A 17,528-nucleotide genomic window follows, 5' to 3' on the forward strand; every position below is an offset into this window, starting at 1 on the left:
CGCTCATTGTTGGGCTTCCTGCGTCAGCGCCAACCTACCTCTCCGCGAGCGTATTCATGCATCGTTGGGCACAAAAAAGGCGCCCATTGGGCGCCTCGTAAACCAGCTTCCGATCAGGCTTTGGGGCCTGCCGCCACGATGGCGTCGGAGACGTCGAACTTGGTGAAGTTGTCGACGAACTGGTTGATCAGCTCCTGGGCCTTGGCGTCGTATTCGGCCGGGTCGCTCCAGGTGTTGCGCGGGTTCAGCAGTTTGCTGTCCACGCCCGGGACTACTTTCGGCACGTCCAGGTTCAGCTTGTCCAGGTGCTCGGTTTCGGCACCTTCCAGGTCGCCGTTCTGGATGGCGCTGATGATGGCGCGGGTGGTCGGGATGCTGAAACGCTCGCCGACACCGTAGGGGCCGCCGGTCCAGCCGGTGTTGACCAGATAGACCTTGCTGCCGAACTCTTCCATCCGCTTCATCAGCAGCTCGGCGTAGACGCCGGCCGGACGCGGGAAGAACGGCGCGCCGAAGCAGGTGGAGAAGGTGGACTTCAGCTTGGAGGAGGAGCCCATTTCGGTGGAGCCCACCAGCGCGGTGTAGCCGCTCAGGAAGTGATAGGCCGCCGCTTCTTTATTCAGCAGGGACACCGGGGGCAGGACGCCGGTCATGTCGCAGGTCAGGAAAACGATCGCGGACGGCTCACCGGCGCGGTTCTCGATGACCCGCTTCTCCACGTGCTCCAGCGGGTAGGCGCAGCGGGAGTTTTCGGTCAGGGAGACGTCGGTGTAGTCCGGCTCGCGGGTCTCGTCGTCGATCACCACGTTCTCGACGATGGCGCCAAAACGGATGGCGTCCCAGATGATCGGTTCGTTCTTCTGGCTCAGGTCGATGCACTTGGCGTAGCAGCCGCCTTCAATGTTGAAGACCGTGCCCGGACCCCAGCCGTGCTCGTCGTCACCGATCAGGTAGCGATCGGGATCGGCGGACAGGGTGGTCTTGCCGGTGCCGGACAGGCCAAAGAACAGGCAGGTCTCGCCGTCTTCGCCGACGTTGGCGGAGCAGTGCATCGGCAGCACGTCTTTTTCCGGCAGCAGGAAGTTCTGCACGGAGAACATGGCCTTCTTCATCTCACCGGCGTAGTGCATGCCCGCGATCAGAACCTTGCGCTTGGCAAAGTTGATCATCACGGTGCCGTCGCTGTTGGTGCCGTCACGCTCCGGGTCGCACTGAAAACCGGCGGCGTTGAGGATCTGCCATTCCTGTTTGTCCGCCGGGTTGAAGCTCTCCGGACGGATGAACAGGGTGCGGCCGAACAGGTTCTGCCACGCGGTTTCGGTGGTCATCTTGACCGGCAGGTAGTGCTCCGGATCCGAGCCCACGTGGACGTTGGAGACAAACTGGGTCTTGTCCGCCAGGTAAGCTTCCACGCGATCCCACAGCGCGTCGAACTTGTCGGCATCGAACGGGCGGTTGATCGGGCCCCAGTGGATGGCGTCGGAGGTGCTGGGTTCTTCGACGATAAAACGGTCCATCGGAGAACGGCCCGTCCGTTTGCCGGTCTTGACGACCAGAGACCCGTTCGCAGCCAGCCGGCCTTCGTTGCGCTCCAGCGCCAGTTCGACCAGTCTTGCTGCACTCAAATCAGTGTAGGTGTTACTCACTTCAACCTCGCCCTAGGTGGTTTCGGCATTGCTCGATCCGACGTCGTCCCGGGAACGGCCCGGCTCAGAAACTGACGGTTTTATGAACAATCGGGTTCGCACAGGCGCGCTATTATGCCAGAGACCTGATTAAAAAACGACTGCCCGCAAAGGTGCATGGTTGAGGGCTTTACGGCCAATTTGCACAACGTTGGGGAGCCTGTTTGCAACTGTTCTGTTACATTCCGGGAAGCTTGGATCCGATGGTATCCAGACCATCCCGATCAGTGCAGTGAATGACCGTGGAACAGTTGGTCGATATCGTTGCGGTCAAAGCGGTACTGCGTATGGCAGAACTGGCAGTCCATCTCGATGGTTTCCTGCTCATCGAGAATGCTGTAGCACTCGTCCTGACCAACGGATTCCAGTGCCGCCAGTGTCCGCTCCCGGGAGCAGCTGCACTGGAAACGCACCGTTTCCGAATCGAAAACACGCAGGGTTTCTTCGTGGAACAGGCGGTTCAGGACGGTCTGGCTGTCCAGTCCGAGCATTTCATCCGCCTTGACCGTGCTGGCGAGATGGCCGACGCGTTGCCACAGGTCGTCGTCCAGCGACTTGTCGCCCGGCAGACGCTGCAGCATGAGGCCGGCGGCCTGTTCGCCGTCGGCAAACAGGAACAAACGAGTGTCGATCTGCTCCGAACGTTCGAAATACTCTTCCAGACAGGCGGACAGGTTGTCGTGCTCCCGCGGCACCACGCCCTGGTAGCGCTGGCCCTGGTCCGGGGTGATGGTGATCGCCATGCGGCCTTCGCCCAGCAGCTCGTCGAGACTTTCGCCGGACGGCTGGGTGTCGTAGCGGGCGATGCCGCGAATCGCGCGGTCGTGACTGCATTCGGCCATCAGCATGCGGACCGGACCTTCGCCCTGGGCCTGGATGGACAGGGTCCCTTCAAACTTGAGGGTGCCGGACAGCAGCACGCTGGCCGCCAGGGTTTCCCCCAGCAGGTGCTGGATGCGCTCGGGGTAGGCGGACTGGGAGATGATCTCCTGGAAGCTGCCGGACAGGCGGACCCACTCGCCGCGGACCTGGCTGTCTTCAAAAAGGAATCGTTGGAACTGGTCGTCCAATGCCATGGAATCAAGACCTCATCTTGAGTAGGGGGTAAAAGGCGTCAAATGATTGCTGTCAGAGCCCGTGCTGATCCCGGAAACGCTGCAAGTCCCGGCGATCTTTCTTGGTCGGGCGCCGTGCCGGTGGCAACTGGGCGGCCTGCATGGTCTTGCGCTGCCAGGCGATCTCTTCGCGCTTCTTCTCGCTCTCCGCGGTCTCGTGGTAGAGCTTCTGCGCTTCCGGAGCCGCGCGCCGACGGTCGCTGATGTCGTCGACAATGACTTCCTTTTCCTGATGACCCAGTCTCAGCCGCAGCCGCGCGCCCACTTCCACCGGTTTACCCGGCTTGGTGCGCTGACTGTTGTAATGAACCTTGCCGCCTTCGATGGCTTCCTTGGCGATGGTTCGGGTCTTGTAGAAGCGTGCGGCCCAGAGCCACTTGTCGAGCCGCACCCGGTCATTGGTTTCTGCTGAACTCATGATGCTCCGGTTGCCGGGTGTATCTGTGTCGGTGTGCCCGCCGACGATCCTTACTTGATTATAACGCGATCAACCCGGCATGGGGACGGGTGAAATATCCGCCAGGATTTCATCAAAGTGAGCAATCGATGGTGTGCCGGCCTGGGTCGCGCGCACCGGTTCCCGGCTGTCGGGCGCCAGGATGGCCAGCTGCTGGCCAATGCCGGCTTGCCGGGCGCTGGCCAGGACCGACAGATTGTCGTCCACCATCAGCGTGCGTTCGGCCCGATAGGGCTCGACCGCTGCCAGATCGGCCCAGAACCGGATGTCCTCTTTCGGGCGTCCGAAGTCGTGGGTCGACAGGATTCGATCGACATGGCGGTCGAGGCCGGTTTTTTCAAGTTTCAGGGCCAGCGGTTTGGGGTGGCAGTTGGTGACGATCACGCTGCGGCGGCCGCTGTCACGCAGTTTCCCCATGAACGATTCCGCATGCGGGCGGTAGTTGATGCGATCGGCGACTTCGCGCTTGAGGGCGGTGATGTCCACATCCAGGCGATTGCTCCAGTAGTCCACGCAGTACCACTGCAGGGAGCCTTTTTCCGATTCGATCTGGGGGATGATGTGCTCGCGCGCCGCCGCGTGGCTCACGGATTTGAGTTCAGCGTAACGACGGGGCAGGTGGTCGAGCCAGAAGTGGCTGTCGAAGTGCAGGTCCAGCAGTGTCCCGTCCATATCCAGGAACACCGTGTCCAGCGCTGACCAATCGATCATGGGGCAGGCCCGATATCAGAGAGTGATATTCAAGCCTGCCGCAGATCCCGGGTCGGGGCAATAGGGCCTTGCCGCGACGTTACTGGGTGTTGGCGACAGTGTCCTGCTTGCGGCCGGACTGGGTACAGCCCAGGCAACGGACAAACGTGGCTTCTGCCGGTCCCAGGAACAGCGTCTCGCCCGCTTCCTTGGCATTACCGCCCAGCAGCGAGAAGGGCAGGGACACCACATACACCGCACCGCCAACGATCGTCGTGGCCAGCAGGACCGGGCGAGCGAACAGGGCATCGGCGGTCATGGCGAAGGCGGACGGCTCTTCTTCGACGGGGTTGGCGTAGCCCAGGGAGGAAAAGCCCATCAGGCTGACGGCGAGGGTCATGACGACAACACGTGCAAACTTGGACATTGCTGATTCTCCTGGAAATTCCGGAATACCGTCCGGCCATCCGGGGCAGGACGCCGGCTTTCTGGTTCGGATGGGTTAACTATGGCTCATGGTGCCGTGATTTCAAACGTTTTTCTGTCACTCAGTGTGACACGTTACGCGCTTCGCTTTAGCGCTGGCAGCGAGGGCAATACACCGTAGAGCGCTGTCCCAGCCGGATTTCCTTCAGGGTGGTTCCGCACTGGCGGCAGGGTTCGCCACCGCGGCCGTACACGTTCAGGGACTGGGCGAAGTAGCCCGGCTTGCCGTCGCTGTTGACGAAATCCCGCAGGGTGGTGCCGCCCATCAGGATGGCGGCCGTGAGAATTTCCCGGATGGCCTCCACCAGGCGCACCATGCGGTCCCGTCCAACGCGGCCGGCGGCCCGGCCCGGATGAATGCCGGCCATGTGGAGCGCTTCATTGGCGTAAATGTTCCCCACCCCGACCACAATGCGACTGTCCATGATGAAGGACTTGATGGCGGTGCTGCGCCCGCGGGACTGCCGGTAGAGCTGATAGCCGGTAAACGCCACCGGATCCAGCGGTTCCGGGCCCAGGTGGCTGATCAGGGGATGCGCGTCGGGATCGTCGCTCCACAACCAGGCCCCGAACCGGCGCGGATCGTTGTAACGCAGCCACTGGTTGTCGCCCAGCTCCAGTTCCACGTGGTCATGGGTCAGGCGGGGCGTGCCGTCGGTCACGATGCGCAGGCTGCCGGACATGCCCAGGTGGATCATCAGCGTGCCGTCGTCGAACCGCACCAGCAGGTACTTGGCGCGCCGGTCAACCTGCCGCGGTGTAGCGCCGGTCAGACGCTGGGCCAGATCGTCGGGAATCGGCCAGCGCAGGCGTGGCTCGTGCACCCGGGCACCGCGGATCACCCGGTTTTCCAGGAAAGGGGCAATACCGCGTCGGGTGGTTTCCACTTCGGGCAGTTCAGGCAAGGTCGACTCCTCGGTCACGGGCAGTTCAGGATGCGGATTGTCGCCTACGGGGGCGGGAAGTCAAACGCCCGGGTGCCCCATGGCCGGCTTTCCGTACCGACTGTAATCGAGACTTACAAAGACTCGCGACTGGTCACAAAATAGACATGGATTGGGCTGCGAGGCTTGTTGTAGCTTACAGCTGTACGCTAGACTGCGAACGTCCAGGAGTTCCTCAACTATTGGCGGTATAAGAAAGGCTCCTGAGTGCGAGATGGCGTGAATACAAAGGCGTTTGGCGCGCTTTCACGCGGTCTCTGATTTGTCAGGTTCCATCGCGGAGAGATACGGAACGTCTTTTCGCCCGCGTTATTTCTTCGAGGAAACATCCTATGTGGTACAACGGTCTCCTGGACCTCCCGGCCTGGCAGCTGGTGCTGGTGGTGTTGGGACTCACTCACGTGACCATCGTCAGCGTCACCCTTTACCTGCACCGGCATTCGGCGCACAACTCGCTGGACCTGCATCCGGCACTGGCGCATTTCTTCCGCTTCTGGCTGTGGCTGACCACCGGCCAGAACACCAAGGAATGGACCGCCATCCACCGCAAGCACCACGCTACGTGTGAAACCGAAGACGATCCCCACAGTCCGGTGGTCAAGGGTCTGAAAAAGGTGCTGGCCGAAGGCGCCGAGCTGTATCAGGAAGCCGCCACGCCGGAAACCCTGGCCCGCTATGGCCAGCGCACCCCGGAAGACTGGATTGAACGCAAGGTCTACACCCCGCATAAATTGATGGGCATCGTCTTGATGGCGGTGATTGATCTGGCGTTGTTTGGCGTCAATGGCATCTGGATCTGGGCGATTCAGATGATGTGGATCCCGCTCTGGGCGGCCGGCGTGATCAACGGCATTGGCCACTATTTCGGCTACCGTAATTTCGAATGCAGCGACAACGCCCGCAATATCGTGCCCTGGGGGCTGATCATCGGCGGTGAGGAGCTGCACAACAACCACCACACCTATCCGAACTCGTCCAAGCTGTCGCGTCGCTGGTACGAAGTGGATATTGGCTGGGGCTATATCCGCCTGTTCCAGTTCTTCCGCCTGGCCAAGCCAAAAGGCTATCGTCCGATTGCGCACCGCGTACCGGGCAAGCTGGATATGGATGTGGAAACCGTGCAGGCGATCGCCAACAACCGCTTCGACATCATGCGCCAGTACCGCAAGCGCGTGCTGGAGCCGGTCTTGCGCCAGCAGAAGCAGGTGATGGAAGAAGACATCAAGCCGCTGTACAGCAAAGCCCGCAAGCTGCTGTCGCGGGAAAGCTCGCTGATCAAGCCGCACGACCAGAAAAAGCTGGAATCGCTGCTGGAACGCAACGCCGTGCTGCGCCAGATCTACGACAAGAGTCACGAACTGCAGGCGCTGTGGCGCCGCCGTGGCCTGAAACCGCAGGACAAGCTGCACGCGCTGGCGGAATGGTGCCGCGACGCCGAAGAAAGCGGTATTCGCTACCTGGAAGAGTTTGCCGCGCACCTGAAGTCCTACGCCCTGCGCCCGGCATCCTGATTGAATCCCGGTCTGATCCGGCTGCGCGCAGCCGGATCAGAACCGGATCAAGCACCTACCTTGTACAGCCGGTAGCACACCTGACCGGCGACTTTCTCTCGATGCAGTGACCAGTTGGATGGCACCACCACCTGGCTCCGTTCGCTCTCATGCTCGATATACACCCAACTGCCGTCGGCGACCCAGCCGTTGTCGACAATCAGCGGGATCAGCCGGTCCAGCCAGTTCTCGCGAAACGGCGGATCCATCAGGAGCAGGTCGAATGGCGCGTCCGCGGTCTGCCCCAGAAAGCCGGCGACATCCTGGCAGACGACCCGGCCGGTATCGGACTTAAGCCGGGCCAGGTTGGCTTTCAGGGCGTCGCACAGGGCCCGGGTGTGATCCACGAACACCGCTTCGCGGGCCCCGCGGGACAGGGCTTCCAGTCCCAGGACGCCGCTACCGGCGAACAGGTCCAGGCAACTTGCGCCGGGGACCACGGGCATCAGCCAGTTGAACAGGGTTTCGCGGACCCGTGAGGGTGTTGGTCGGACGCCGCCCACGGCGGGAAAGGTCAGGCGCCGGCTGCGCCAGTCACCGCCGATGAGGCGGAGTTCGCCCGTGTCCTGGACGGTGGCCTGGATGGCACGGCGTCGGGCCAGAGGTCGGCCGTTTTTTCGGTTCGGCTTGCGTGGCATGGTCGTTAAGAGCTCCACCGATGGGTTTAGACGCGCGCAGTCTAACCAAAACCGCCATCAATTTGGACGATCATTGGTCAGCTCGCTAGAATACGCGGCTCTGACGGCGTGTCCCGGGCGCCGCGCCCGGTGTAGTGACACCTTCGATTTCTCACCTCTTGACCGACGGAACTGCAAAAGATGAAGGCAGAGTGGATTATGACAGGACTTCTGGTCCTGCTGGTGCTTGTATTTGTTGTGGAACTGGTGAATCGCCGCCGGGCGCGTCCGCGTCCCAAGGCTGTTCCGCAGCGTGAACCTCAGCCCCAGGCCGGCGCCACGCCTGCCGAGACGCCAGCGGTTACCGAAACGGTCGAAGCGGAAGCCGAAGCAGAAACGCCCGCCCCGGAACCGGCGGTCGAGCCGGAAAAGCCGGCACCGGCGCCTGAGCCCGTCCCTGAACCGGAATCGTCCGCGAGTGTTTTCCAGCGCATCAAGAGCGGCCTGGGCAAGACCCGCGCCAACCTGTCGTCCGGCCTGTCCGATCTGTTCAGCACCGGCAAATCGGTGGACGAGGACCTGCTTGAAGAGATCGAAACCACGCTGCTGACCGCGGATGTGGGCATCACCGCGACCACCGAGATCATCGAATCCCTGACCGACAAGCTGGAGCGCAAGCAGCTCAAGGATGGTCAGGCGGTGCGCGAGGCCTTGAAGAACGATCTGCGGGATCTGCTGGTGGACAGTACCGAGCCGCTCAATATCGACACCGGTAAGAAACCGTTCGTCATGCTGGTGGTCGGCGTCAACGGTGTCGGCAAGACCACGACGATTGGCAAGATGGCCCGCAAGTTCAAGGCCGAGGGTAAGTCCGTCATGCTGGCGGCCGGCGATACCTTCCGTGCGGCGGCGGTGGAGCAGCTGCAGGTCTGGGGCGAGCGAAACGACGTGCCCGTGGTCGCCCAGCACACCGGTGCCGATAGCGCCTCGGTGATCTACGACGCGGTGCAGTCCGCCCAGTCCCGCGGTGTCGACGTGGTGATCGCCGATACGGCGGGCCGTCTGCAGAACAAGGACAACCTGATGTCCGAGCTGGAGAAGGTCGTCCGGGTGATGAAGAAGCTGGACGATTCCGCCCCCCACGAAGTGATGCTGGTACTGGATGCCGGAACCGGTCAGAATGCCCTGAGCCAGGCGCAGGTGTTCCAGCAGGCCGTTGGTGTCAGCGGCATCACCCTGACCAAGCTCGACGGCACCGCCAAGGGCGGTATTATCTTTGCCGTGGCGCGCCAGCTGAAACTGCCGATCCGCTACATCGGCGTGGGCGAACAGGCGGAAGACCTGCGTCCGTTTGAGGCCGAATCTTTTGTCGAGGCGCTTTTCGACGAATAAACGGGAGTGGCCGGCGATGAGGCCGTCCCCGGGCGGCCGGGCCGGGCACGTATTTCCAGACAGGGCACAAGCAGTTGATCGAGTTCGAGAAAGTCAGCAAACGCTATGAAGGCGGGCACACGGCCCTGAAAGCGGTGAGCTTCGCGATGGATCGGGGCGAGCTGGCTTTCCTGACCGGCCATTCCGGCGCCGGCAAGAGTACCCTGCTCAAACTCATCATGCTGATGGAACGGCCCACCGGCGGTCACGTCATCGTCGGTGGTCAACGCCTGAACCAGTTGCCGCGTCGCCAGATTCCCTTCATCCGCCGCCACATCGGCGTCGTGTTCCAGAACCACCAACTGCTGTTCGACCGCACGGTTTTCGACAACGTGGCCATGCCGCTGGAAGTGACCGGTGTGCCGCACCGGGAAATCGGTCGCCGGGTGCGCGCGGCTCTGGACAAGGTGGGCCTGCTCAACAAAGAGAAGATGAACCCGATCCAGCTCTCCGGCGGGGAGCAGCAGCGGGTGGGCATCGCCCGCGCCGTGGTCAACAAGCCGCCACTGCTGCTGGCGGATGAGCCCACCGGTAACCTGGATCCGGAATTGTCGGCGGACATCATGCACCTGTTCGAACAGTTCAGTCAGGTGGGTGTCACCGTCCTGATTGCCAGTCACGACATCGCCCTGATCCGGCACATGCGCCGGCGCGTACTGACCCTGCGCAACGGCGAGATGACCTCGGGCGACGCCATGCCGGACGAGGAGGCGCTGTATGGCCACTGAACGTCGGGCCCGCGGAGCCGCCTCCACCCGTTCTCCCTGGAAGGAACTGCTGGGCAGTTATCTGCTGCATCATCGCAAGACCGCCCGCGACAGCGCCGAGCGCCTGTGGCGGGCACCGGTCGCCAGCCTGATGACCTGGCTGGTGATGGGCATCGCGCTGGCCTTGCCAGTGGGGTTGTTGTTGTTGCTGACCAGTCTGCAGGGCGTGAGCGCCGGTTGGGAGAGCACCGCCCGGGTGACCGTCTATCTGGACCAGTCCGCCACTACGGATGATCTCGATCGTCTGCGGGCCCAGGTCGCCAGCCGGCCGGATGTCACCGACGTGACGGTGATCACCAAGGACGAGGCCCTGAAAGAATTCCGGGCGTCGTCGGGTCTGGCCGATGCGCTGGACTACCTGGATGAAAATCCGCTGCCGCACACCCTGCTGCTGACGCCGGACGAGTCCGTCCGCAACCAGATTGGCATGCAGAAGCTGATGGTGGCACTGGAAGATCTGAAAGACGTGGCCCGGGTCCAGGTGGATCTAGGCTGGCTGCAACGGCTCAACACCATTACCGACCTGCTGGGGCGCGGGGTCTGGGCGTTGGGGCTGCTGCTGGCGGCGGCGGTGATCCTGGTGATCGGCAACACCATTCGACTGGCTATCGAAAACCGGCGCGATGAAATTCTGGTGGCCAAGCTGGTGGGGGGCACCGACGCGTTCGTGCGTCGGCCGTTCCTGTATACCGGCGTTTGGTATGGCCTGGGTGGCGGTATCGTGGCCTTTATCCTGCTGCAGGTCACCCTGTGGTGGATGAGCGGCCCGGTCCAGCGGCTGGCGAGTCTGTATCGCAGCGAATTTGAACTGAGCGGCTTGTCCTGGGATGGCACGCTGGGCTTGCTGATGGTGTCAGTGCTGTTAGGGTGGATGGGCGCCTGGCTGGCCGTAAAGCGCCATCTTGAGGCGATCGAACCCAACCAGATTGAAGCCCGTGCGACGGCCGGTTGATGCCGGGGTCGTTTCGGGTTCACCGTATAGTCGATTTTGCCGGTGACCGGTACAACAGAATAACGAAAGTGTTGGTGGTGACCGTTTTATTGCCGGTCCGACACGTCGAATTCGAGCCAACACATTGATATTGAAGGTTTCATCCCTGAAGGCATGGAACTTTCAGGCGACTTGGCGGTCATAACGATGATTGCTATATTAGTGGGTCGCCACGTTGCGGAGGAAAAGCATGGGTACAAGCTTACAGCTGACAGATCGAATGGTTCCGGGTGCGAATCTTGAGGCCTACATCCAGGCCGCAAGCAGCATCCCGATGCTGTCCGCCGCTGAAGAAAAGGAACTGGCCGAACGCCTGCATCAGGACAATGACCTGGAAGCGGCGCGTCGTCTGGTGATGTCCCATCTGCGCTTTGTCGTGCACATTGCCCGCAGTTACTCCGGTTACGGACTGGCTCAGTCGGATCTGATCCAGGAAGGCAACGTCGGCCTGATGAAGGCCGTCAAACGCTTCAACCCGGAATACGGGGTGCGTCTGGTGTCGTTTGCCGTGCACTGGATCAAGGCCGAGATTCACGAGTTTATCCTGCGCAACTGGCGCATCGTGAAAGTTGCGACCACCAAGGCGCAGCGCAAACTGTTCTTCAACCTGCGCAGTCAGAAGAAGCGCCTGGCGTGGTTGACGCACGACGAACTCAACCGGGTCGCCGAGGATCTGGGTGTCGAGCCCAAGGTCGTGCGCGAGATGGAAGGCCGTCTGGCCTCACAGGATACGGCGTTCGACGGTCCGATGGACGATGACGACGATAACGCCTATCAGGCGCCGGCCTATTATCTGGAAGACCGTCGCAGCGATCCGGCCAAGCAGTTGGAGCAGTCCGATTGGACGGAGGATTCCAACAGTCGCCTGATGAGCGCGCTGTCCGGCCTCGATGAGCGCAGCCAGGACATCCTGCGTGAGCGTTGGTTGAGCGAAAGCAAGTCCACGTTGCATGAGCTGGCGGATAAGTACGGCGTGTCTGCCGAACGGATTCGGCAGCTCGAGAAGAACGCCATGAAGAAGATCCGGTTGCAGATGGGCGAGCCTGAAGTCGCCTGATCGTACGTGATCTGAACCGAAAAACGCCACGGCCGTGATGGTCCGTGGCGTTTTTGTTTGTGGGGGGGTAACCCGTGCCCGTCGGCAGAGTCCCCCGCAATCCGTTATCATCGGGACTTTTCCACTGCCCGGAAAGCCCGTTGCTATGACCCAACCTCGTATTGCCTTCCTCGGAATCGGCCTCATGGGGGCGCCCATGACCGAGAACCTGCTTCAGGCCGGCTACCCCATGACCCTGTGGAACCGCACCCGCAGCAAGTGCGCCCCCTTCGCCGAGCGCGCCGCCGTCGTAGACTCCCCAACAGACGCTGTCGCCGGAGCGGACATTGTCATCACCATGCTGGAAAACGGCCCGGTGGTGGACGATGTGCTGGTGAACCAGGGCGTGATCGATGCGCTGCGGCCGGGCAGCATCGTGATCGACATGAGTTCGGTACAACCATCGCTGGCCCGCGACCACGCCGAACGCTGTCTGGCTTGCGATGTGGGCTACCTGGATGCACCGGTGTCCGGGGGTACGGTCGGGGCGGAAGCCGCCAGCCTGAGCATTATGGCCGGGGGCGAGGCGTCAACGCTGGAACAGGCTCGCCCGGTGCTTGAACGTTTGGGCAAGGTGACGCACATCGGCCCGGCGGGCAGCGGGCAACTGGCCAAGCTGGCCAACCAGGCCATCGTCGGCATCACCATCGGCGCGGTATCAGAGGCGCTGATGCTGGCCGCCCGGGGTGGGGCGGATCCGGCGGCGGTGCGCGAGGCCCTGATGGGCGGGTTTGCCGGCAGCCGCATCCTGGAGCTGCACGGCCAGCGCATGATCGACCGCCGTTTTGACCCGGGCGCGCCTTCGCGCATCCAGCTCAAGGACATGCGCATGATCCTCGACGAGGCCCGCGCGGAGAACCTGACCCTGCCGCTGGCGCAGCGCACCCACGACGAATACCTGTCCCTGATCGCCAATGGCCAGGGCGAAGCGGACCACAGCGGCCTGTTGCTGGCGCTGGAGCATCTCAACGGCGTGCAGATGTCCGATCCGGACCTGCCGCCACGGGCCAAAGCCAACCGGGAGTAAGCCATGCCGCGCTTCGCTGCCAACCTGACCCTGCTGTATACGGAGCTGCCTTTTCTGGATCGCTTTGAAGCGGCCGCATCGGATGGCTTCCGGGGCGTCGAGTACCTGTTTCCCTACGAATGGCCCGTCCACGAATTGCAGGCCCGCCTGAAAGATCATCGGTTGACCCAGGTGCTGTTCAACTTGCCCCCCGGTGACTGGGCCGCCGGGGAGCGGGGCATCGCCTGCCTGCCGGACCGGGTGGATGAGTTCCGTGAGGGCGTAGCCCGGGCACTCGACTACGCCGGGGCACTGGAATGCACGCGCCTGAACTGCCTGGCGGGCATCAAACCCGTCGGTCTGGATGACGGGGTGGCGCGGGATACCCTGGTGGCCAACCTGCGCTGGGCGGCGCAACAGCTGGCGCCGGCCGGGATCACCCTGACGGTGGAAGCCATCAACTCCCGGGTGGACATGCCCGGCTTCTTCCTGGACACGGCCGAGAAAACCCTGGCCATGATTGAGGCGGCGGGTGAACCGAACATTGCCTTGCAGTATGACCTGTACCACATGCAGATCATGTCCGGCGATCTGATCCGATCGCTGGAGCGCTATTTACCCGACATCGGCCATATCCAGTTCGCCGACAATCCCGGCCGCCACGAGCCCGGCTCCGGTGAGATAAATTTTGACAGAATTTTCAGTACCCTGGACGAAATAGGCTATAGTGGGTGGGTCAGCGCGGAGTACCACCCCAGCGGTGCCACATCGGCCAGCCTGTCCTGGCTGGGTGCGTCGTCATGAGCTGACCGTCGCCATTTGCGACACCCTCTTACAAGATGTTAACTGGCTGTTTAATGTAGCGGTTCGTACTCTGTAGTCATTCCATTCACGCATTGCGGGAGGCCTGACCGGTGAGAGCGCTGGTAATTGAAGACGATCATGATGTAGCAACCTACCTCGTCAAGGGACTGAAGGAGTCCGACTTCGTCGTCGATCACGCGGCTGACGGCAAAGACGGGCTGATGCTGGCAGCGAGCGAAGACTACGACATCATGATTGTCGACCGGATGCTGCCGGGCATGGACGGTCTGAACATCATCAAGACGGTACGGGCTACCGGTAACAGCGTGCCGGTGCTGATCCTCAGCGCCCTGGGCGACGTGGACGACCGCGTCGAAGGTTTGCGCGGCGGCGGTGACGACTACCTGACCAAGCCGTTCTCGTTCACCGAGCTGCTGGCCCGGATCGACGCCCTGGTGCGCCGTAACCGCCAGTCGCCGGAAACAGAAACCGTGCTGCGCGTGGCGGATCTGGAAATGGATTTGCTGGCCCGTACGGTCAAGCGGTCCGGCCAGAACATCGACGTCCAGCCCCGGGAATTCCGACTGCTGGAATACCTGATGCGCAACGCCGGCCAGGTGGTGACCCGGACCATGCTGCTGGAGAAGGTGTGGGACTATCACTTCGATCCCCAGACCAACGTGATCGACGTCCACATCAGCCGGCTGCGCGCAAAGATCGACAAGGAATTCGATACGCCGTTGCTGCAAACGGTGCGGGGCGCAGGATACATGTTGCGTGAAGATACTTAGTCAGCTCAAAACCTCCACCTTTCAGCTGGCCCTGCTTTACATGGTGGTTTTCGCCACCTCCGTATTCCTGTTGCTGGCGTTTATCTACTGGCGAACCGCCGGTTTCATGACCGAACAGACGGATGAAACCATCGAGGCGGAAATCGCCGGTCTGGCCGAGCAGTACCGGGGCCGTGGCGTCAACGGCCTCATCACCATCATTCGCGAGCGGGTGGCGCGGGATCCCAACGCCAAATCCCTCTACCTGCTGGCCACCGACGATTATCTCAAGCTGGCCGGTAACCTCAGTACCTGGCCGGAAGAAGCCCAGATCCAGAACGGCTGGATCAACTTCACCCTGGACGACAAGGTGGGCTGGAAAGGCTCCGAGCGCCTGGCCCGGGCCCGCGTGTTCGAGGTGCAGGGCGGGTTGCGCCTGCTGGTCGGACGCGACGTCCAGGAACTCACCACTCTCAAGCGCCTGATCGAGCGCGCCATCAATTGGGGCATGGGCATCACCCTGGCGCTCGCGCTGCTGGGCGGTTTCATGATGAGCCGCAGCACCACCAAACGGATCGAGGTGATCAACGCCATCTCCCGGCGGATCATGAACGGTCACCTGTCCTTGAGGATACCCACGCGCGGCACCAACGACGATTTCGACCAGCTGGCGGACAACCTCAACCAGATGCTCGACCGCATCGTCTACCTGATGGAAGGCATTCGCCACGTTTCCGACAGTATCGCCCATGACCTGCGCACGCCGTTGACCCGGCTGCGCAATCAGCTCGAGAACACGCTGATGGCGGTGGACAACGACGAGGCCCGCGATCAGGCGGCCAAGGCCGTGTCGGAGGCGGATCAGCTGCTGGCCACCTTCAACGCCCTGCTGCGGATTGCTCGCCTGGAAACCCGCGGTAATGCGGCCGACAAAACCGTCATCTCACTCGGCGAACTGGTGGCCGATGCCTGCGAGCTCTACGAGGCGGTGGCCGAGGACAAGGACCAGGCCTTCGAACAGGCCATCAGCATGGAAGTGAAGATCGAAGGGGACCGCGACCTGCTGTTCCAGATGGTCAGCAACCTGATCGACAACGCCATCAAGTACACGCCGGAGCAGGGCGATATCCGCGTGGCGGTGGAAGAGCTGGAAGGCGAAGCGGTTCTGGAAGTCAGCGACAGCGGCATCGGTATACCGGACAGCGAGAAGGACAATGTCTTCCAGCGCTTCTATCGGGTCGGCAAGAGTCGGTCGTTACCCGGCAACGGCCTTGGTCTCAGTCTGGTCAGCGCGGTGACGGAGATTCACCAGGGCCGCATCGAGTTAAGTGACCGCCGGCCCGGCGAGGAAAACCCCGGACTGCGCGTGCAGGTTTTCCTGCCGCTCTATCGTCCGATTCGCGGCAAGGCGCTGCGGGTTCAGGAGCAGGCCCAGCAGGCCGGCGCGGTGGAGCCCGACGAGAAAGAAGCCCAGCAGGAGTCCAGCCTCTCGCAGTCGTGAGCGGCCGGACTCACGCCCGGGGGATCAGATGCGCGCCAGGCCCCGCGCGCGGTTAACCAGGCCTTCGACCCGGCGAATCTGACTGCCGTAGCGCGCCTGTAGACTGTCCCATTCCCCTTCCAGGTGTTTCTGCTCGGCCATGGCCAGGGCAATCAGCGTGTGGCGGTTCACCTTGCTGGTGACACCGTACTGATCCAGTCGGTAGCCCACTGCATCCAGCCCGTTCAGGGCCATATCGATCGCTTTTTTGACATTCATCCGGGTGCACCTCGTATTACTGTGTGTCGTCGCCGATCAGCCTCAATGGCTGGCGGACAGCGCTTTCATACCTGTGCGCAGAATCTAGGGTGGGTTTCTAGAATGCTCAACCTAGAATGAACAAAAAGTTCCCGGCCGACCCCTTAAAAAAGTGTAATTGCGGGGCCACTTGGGTGTAACCCCGGATGTGCAGAATAGAAAGTGTCGAGTAAGACAATATCTGAGACGCCAAGCGCTTCAGGTATTGTTCCCTCCAGCACAGCGCTAGCCTTAACCCCGCAATTTGCGGGGTTTTTTTATGGCCGGGAAAAGGTTAATGCGTGCGTGGCCGATGGGAAATAGTAAGGCAGCCTGACGGCTGCTCCGAAGCTGAAGCGTCGGCTACATTTCGGTGCCGACTCGAGCAGGTAGCAGATGCTTTGGGGCCGTAGGTTGGGCTGACGCAGGAAGCCCAACAACACGTGGGCTCCGAACGTTCCTGTAATCGCAGACATGCCTGTAGCAAGGGGTCTCAAAACCGGCTTGGCGACGATTGAATTGGCCGCAAACCTGGCTTGTTGGGCTTCCTGCGTCAGCCCAACCTACATGGCTGTTGACGCCCACGATTCGGAATGTCACCTCGATGAGTCCCTAAACCCAGGCGACCTCCCTAAAGGCCAGATCGAAACCAATGGATGCCATCGCTGGAGCCGAGGACAGGACCGTAGGTTGGGCTGACGCAGGAAGCCCAACAACACGTGGGCTCCGAACGTTCCTATAATCGCAGACATGCCTTCAGCAAGGGGCCCCAAAACCGGCTTGGCATCCATTGGTTTCAGGCTCCAAGGCGGTTTTTTATAAGGAAGCGAGCCCCTCAATCACTCCACATCCCGCACATACTCGATCTCCGTAATCACCCAGTACGCCGGCCCCTTGGGCGTGCGCACCTCCACCTCGTCGTCCACCTCTTTCTTGAGAAGAGCGCGAGCCATGGGCGTGTCGATGGAGATGTAGTCCTTGCGATCGAAGATCTCGTCGTAGCCGACGATGCGGAAGCGGCGGGTCTCGCCGTCTTCGTTCTCGACGCTGACCCAGGCGCCGAAAAACACCCGGCCTTCCTGTTCCGGGGCATAGTCGACGACGTTCAGCTCGGCCAGTGACCGGCGCAGGTAGCGCACCCGGCGGTCGATTTCCCGCAGCAGTTTCTTGTTGTACTGGTAGTCGGCGTTTTCGCTGCGATCCCCCAGACTGGCGGCCCACTGCACCTTGCGGGTGATCTCGGGCCGGTGCTCGCGCCAGAGGTAATCCAGTTCTTTCTGCAGGGCGTTGAAGCCTTCGCGGGTGATCAGTTTTGCGCGCATACCCTCTCGTATCCCGGAGC

The 17,528-nt window shown here is 61.9% G+C and carries 18 protein-coding genes; 9 read left to right on the forward strand and 9 right to left on the reverse strand.

Annotated elements, in window-relative coordinates; all coding sequences use genetic code 11:
• Positions 1–113 precede the first annotated feature (113 nt).
• From JL474_RS11530 to mutM, 6 genes are all read right to left on the reverse strand, one after another.
• Positions 114–1,646 (reverse strand): phosphoenolpyruvate carboxykinase, encoded by a 1,533-nt coding sequence (locus tag JL474_RS11530; protein ID WP_203142173.1) that lies wholly within the window; start codon positions 1,644–1,646, stop codon positions 114–116.
• A 263-nt stretch (positions 1,647–1,909) separates the two neighbouring features.
• Positions 1,910–2,761: an Hsp33 family molecular chaperone HslO gene (gene hslO / locus JL474_RS11535; protein WP_203142174.1), complete on the reverse strand. Its 852-nt coding sequence runs from the start codon at positions 2,759–2,761 to the stop codon at positions 1,910–1,912.
• Positions 2,762–2,813: 52 nt separating this feature from the next.
• Entirely contained in the window at positions 2,814–3,218 is a 405-nt protein-coding gene (gene hslR, locus JL474_RS11540; RefSeq protein ID WP_123633767.1) for a ribosome-associated heat shock protein Hsp15, read from the reverse strand.
• A 69-nt stretch (positions 3,219–3,287) separates the two neighbouring features.
• A complete protein-coding gene (yrfG, locus tag JL474_RS11545) occupies positions 3,288–3,968 on the reverse strand; it encodes a GMP/IMP nucleotidase (RefSeq protein WP_203142175.1) in 681 nt (226 codons plus the stop codon).
• Positions 3,969–4,047: 79 nt separating this feature from the next.
• Positions 4,048–4,374 carry a hypothetical protein gene (locus JL474_RS11550; RefSeq protein WP_203142176.1) on the reverse strand — a complete coding sequence of 109 codons (327 nt, stop codon included), beginning with the start codon at positions 4,372–4,374 and terminating at the stop codon, positions 4,048–4,050.
• A 148-nt stretch (positions 4,375–4,522) separates the two neighbouring features.
• Positions 4,523–5,338, reverse strand: coding sequence for a bifunctional DNA-formamidopyrimidine glycosylase/DNA-(apurinic or apyrimidinic site) lyase (mutM, locus tag JL474_RS11555; protein ID WP_203142177.1), 816 nt, complete (start codon positions 5,336–5,338; stop codon positions 4,523–4,525).
• Between the two features lie 371 nt (positions 5,339–5,709).
• Here mutM and JL474_RS11560 point away from each other — a divergent pair, with 371 nt between their 5' ends.
• Entirely contained in the window at positions 5,710–6,888 is a 1,179-nt protein-coding gene (locus JL474_RS11560) for a DesA family fatty acid desaturase (RefSeq protein ID WP_123633763.1), read from the forward strand.
• Between the two features lie 47 nt (positions 6,889–6,935).
• Here JL474_RS11560 and rsmD read toward each other — a convergent pair whose 3' ends face one another.
• Positions 6,936–7,565 carry a 16S rRNA (guanine(966)-N(2))-methyltransferase RsmD gene (rsmD, locus tag JL474_RS11565; RefSeq protein ID WP_203142178.1) on the reverse strand — a complete coding sequence of 210 codons (630 nt, stop codon included), beginning with the start codon at positions 7,563–7,565 and terminating at the stop codon, positions 6,936–6,938.
• A 180-nt stretch (positions 7,566–7,745) separates the two neighbouring features.
• Between rsmD and ftsY the strand changes: the two genes are divergently transcribed.
• The 8 genes from ftsY to JL474_RS11605 all read left to right on the forward strand — a co-directional run bounded on the left by ftsY (position 7,746) and on the right by JL474_RS11605 (position 15,910).
• On the forward strand, positions 7,746–8,936 hold the full coding sequence (gene ftsY, locus JL474_RS11570) for a signal recognition particle-docking protein FtsY (protein ID WP_203142179.1): 1,191 nt from the start codon (positions 7,746–7,748) through the stop codon (positions 8,934–8,936).
• Between the two features lie 74 nt (positions 8,937–9,010).
• Complete coding sequence (gene ftsE / locus JL474_RS11575; protein ID WP_203142180.1) at positions 9,011–9,703, forward strand: cell division ATP-binding protein FtsE; 693 nt, start codon at positions 9,011–9,013, stop codon at positions 9,701–9,703.
• A complete protein-coding gene (gene ftsX, locus JL474_RS11580) occupies positions 9,693–10,694 on the forward strand; it encodes a permease-like cell division protein FtsX (protein WP_123633759.1) in 1,002 nt (333 codons plus the stop codon). The genes ftsE and ftsX overlap by 11 nt, the downstream gene beginning before the upstream one ends.
• Before the next feature lie 229 nt (positions 10,695–10,923).
• A complete protein-coding gene (gene rpoH / locus JL474_RS11585; protein ID WP_123633758.1) occupies positions 10,924–11,790 on the forward strand; it encodes an RNA polymerase sigma factor RpoH in 867 nt (288 codons plus the stop codon).
• A gap of 145 nt (positions 11,791–11,935) precedes the next feature.
• Positions 11,936–12,856: an NAD(P)-dependent oxidoreductase gene (locus JL474_RS11590; protein WP_203142181.1), complete on the forward strand. Its 921-nt coding sequence runs from the start codon at positions 11,936–11,938 to the stop codon at positions 12,854–12,856.
• A 3-nt stretch (positions 12,857–12,859) separates the two neighbouring features.
• Positions 12,860–13,639, forward strand: a complete 780-nt coding sequence (gene hyi, locus JL474_RS11595; RefSeq protein ID WP_203142182.1) for a hydroxypyruvate isomerase — start codon at positions 12,860–12,862, stop codon at positions 13,637–13,639.
• Between the two features lie 110 nt (positions 13,640–13,749).
• On the forward strand, positions 13,750–14,430 hold the full coding sequence (locus JL474_RS11600; RefSeq protein ID WP_123633755.1) for a winged helix-turn-helix domain-containing protein: 681 nt from the start codon (positions 13,750–13,752) through the stop codon (positions 14,428–14,430).
• Entirely contained in the window at positions 14,417–15,910 is a 1,494-nt protein-coding gene (locus tag JL474_RS11605) for a HAMP domain-containing sensor histidine kinase (protein ID WP_203142183.1), read from the forward strand. The genes JL474_RS11600 and JL474_RS11605 overlap by 14 nt, the downstream gene beginning before the upstream one ends.
• A gap of 24 nt (positions 15,911–15,934) precedes the next feature.
• Here JL474_RS11605 and JL474_RS11610 read toward each other — a convergent pair whose 3' ends face one another.
• Both JL474_RS11610 and greB read right to left on the reverse strand, forming a co-directional pair.
• Positions 15,935–16,168, reverse strand: coding sequence for a hypothetical protein (locus JL474_RS11610; RefSeq protein WP_203142184.1), 234 nt, complete (start codon positions 16,166–16,168; stop codon positions 15,935–15,937).
• Positions 16,169–17,025: 857 nt separating this feature from the next.
• Positions 17,026–17,508: a transcription elongation factor GreB gene (gene greB, locus JL474_RS11615; protein ID WP_123636592.1), complete on the reverse strand. Its 483-nt coding sequence runs from the start codon at positions 17,506–17,508 to the stop codon at positions 17,026–17,028.
• Between the last annotated feature and the right edge of the window lie 20 nt (positions 17,509–17,528).

This window comes from Marinobacter mangrovi (assembly GCF_016798325.1).
Taxonomy (GTDB): Bacteria; Pseudomonadota; Gammaproteobacteria; order Pseudomonadales; family Oleiphilaceae; genus Marinobacter_A; species Marinobacter_A mangrovi.

What these genes read in the sequence shown, in the direction of transcription:
- hslO (WP_203142174.1), bottom strand. Translation starts at nt 2,761, where the DNA reads ATGGCATTGGACGACCAGTTCCAACGATTCCTTTTTGAAGACAGCCAG.
- hyi (WP_203142182.1), top strand. Translation starts at nt 12,860, where the DNA reads ATGCCGCGCTTCGCTGCCAACCTGACCCTGCTGTATACGGAGCTGCCT.
- JL474_RS11590 (WP_203142181.1), top strand. Translation starts at nt 11,936, where the DNA reads ATGACCCAACCTCGTATTGCCTTCCTCGGAATCGGCCTCATGGGGGCG.
- JL474_RS11560 (WP_123633763.1), top strand. Translation starts at nt 5,710, where the DNA reads ATGTGGTACAACGGTCTCCTGGACCTCCCGGCCTGGCAGCTGGTGCTG.
- rsmD (WP_203142178.1), bottom strand. Translation starts at nt 7,565, where the DNA reads ATGCCACGCAAGCCGAACCGAAAAAACGGCCGACCTCTGGCCCGACGC.
- ftsX (WP_123633759.1), top strand. Translation starts at nt 9,693, where the DNA reads ATGGCCACTGAACGTCGGGCCCGCGGAGCCGCCTCCACCCGTTCTCCC.
- ftsY (WP_203142179.1), top strand. Translation starts at nt 7,746, where the DNA reads ATGAAGGCAGAGTGGATTATGACAGGACTTCTGGTCCTGCTGGTGCTT.
- JL474_RS11550 (WP_203142176.1), bottom strand. Translation starts at nt 4,374, where the DNA reads ATGTCCAAGTTTGCACGTGTTGTCGTCATGACCCTCGCCGTCAGCCTG.
- JL474_RS11610 (WP_203142184.1), bottom strand. Translation starts at nt 16,168, where the DNA reads ATGAATGTCAAAAAAGCGATCGATATGGCCCTGAACGGGCTGGATGCA.
- rpoH (WP_123633758.1), top strand. Translation starts at nt 10,924, where the DNA reads ATGGGTACAAGCTTACAGCTGACAGATCGAATGGTTCCGGGTGCGAAT.
- hslR (WP_123633767.1), bottom strand. Translation starts at nt 3,218, where the DNA reads ATGAGTTCAGCAGAAACCAATGACCGGGTGCGGCTCGACAAGTGGCTC.
- yrfG (WP_203142175.1), bottom strand. Translation starts at nt 3,968, where the DNA reads ATGATCGATTGGTCAGCGCTGGACACGGTGTTCCTGGATATGGACGGG.
- greB (WP_123636592.1), bottom strand. Translation starts at nt 17,508, where the DNA reads ATGCGCGCAAAACTGATCACCCGCGAAGGCTTCAACGCCCTGCAGAAA.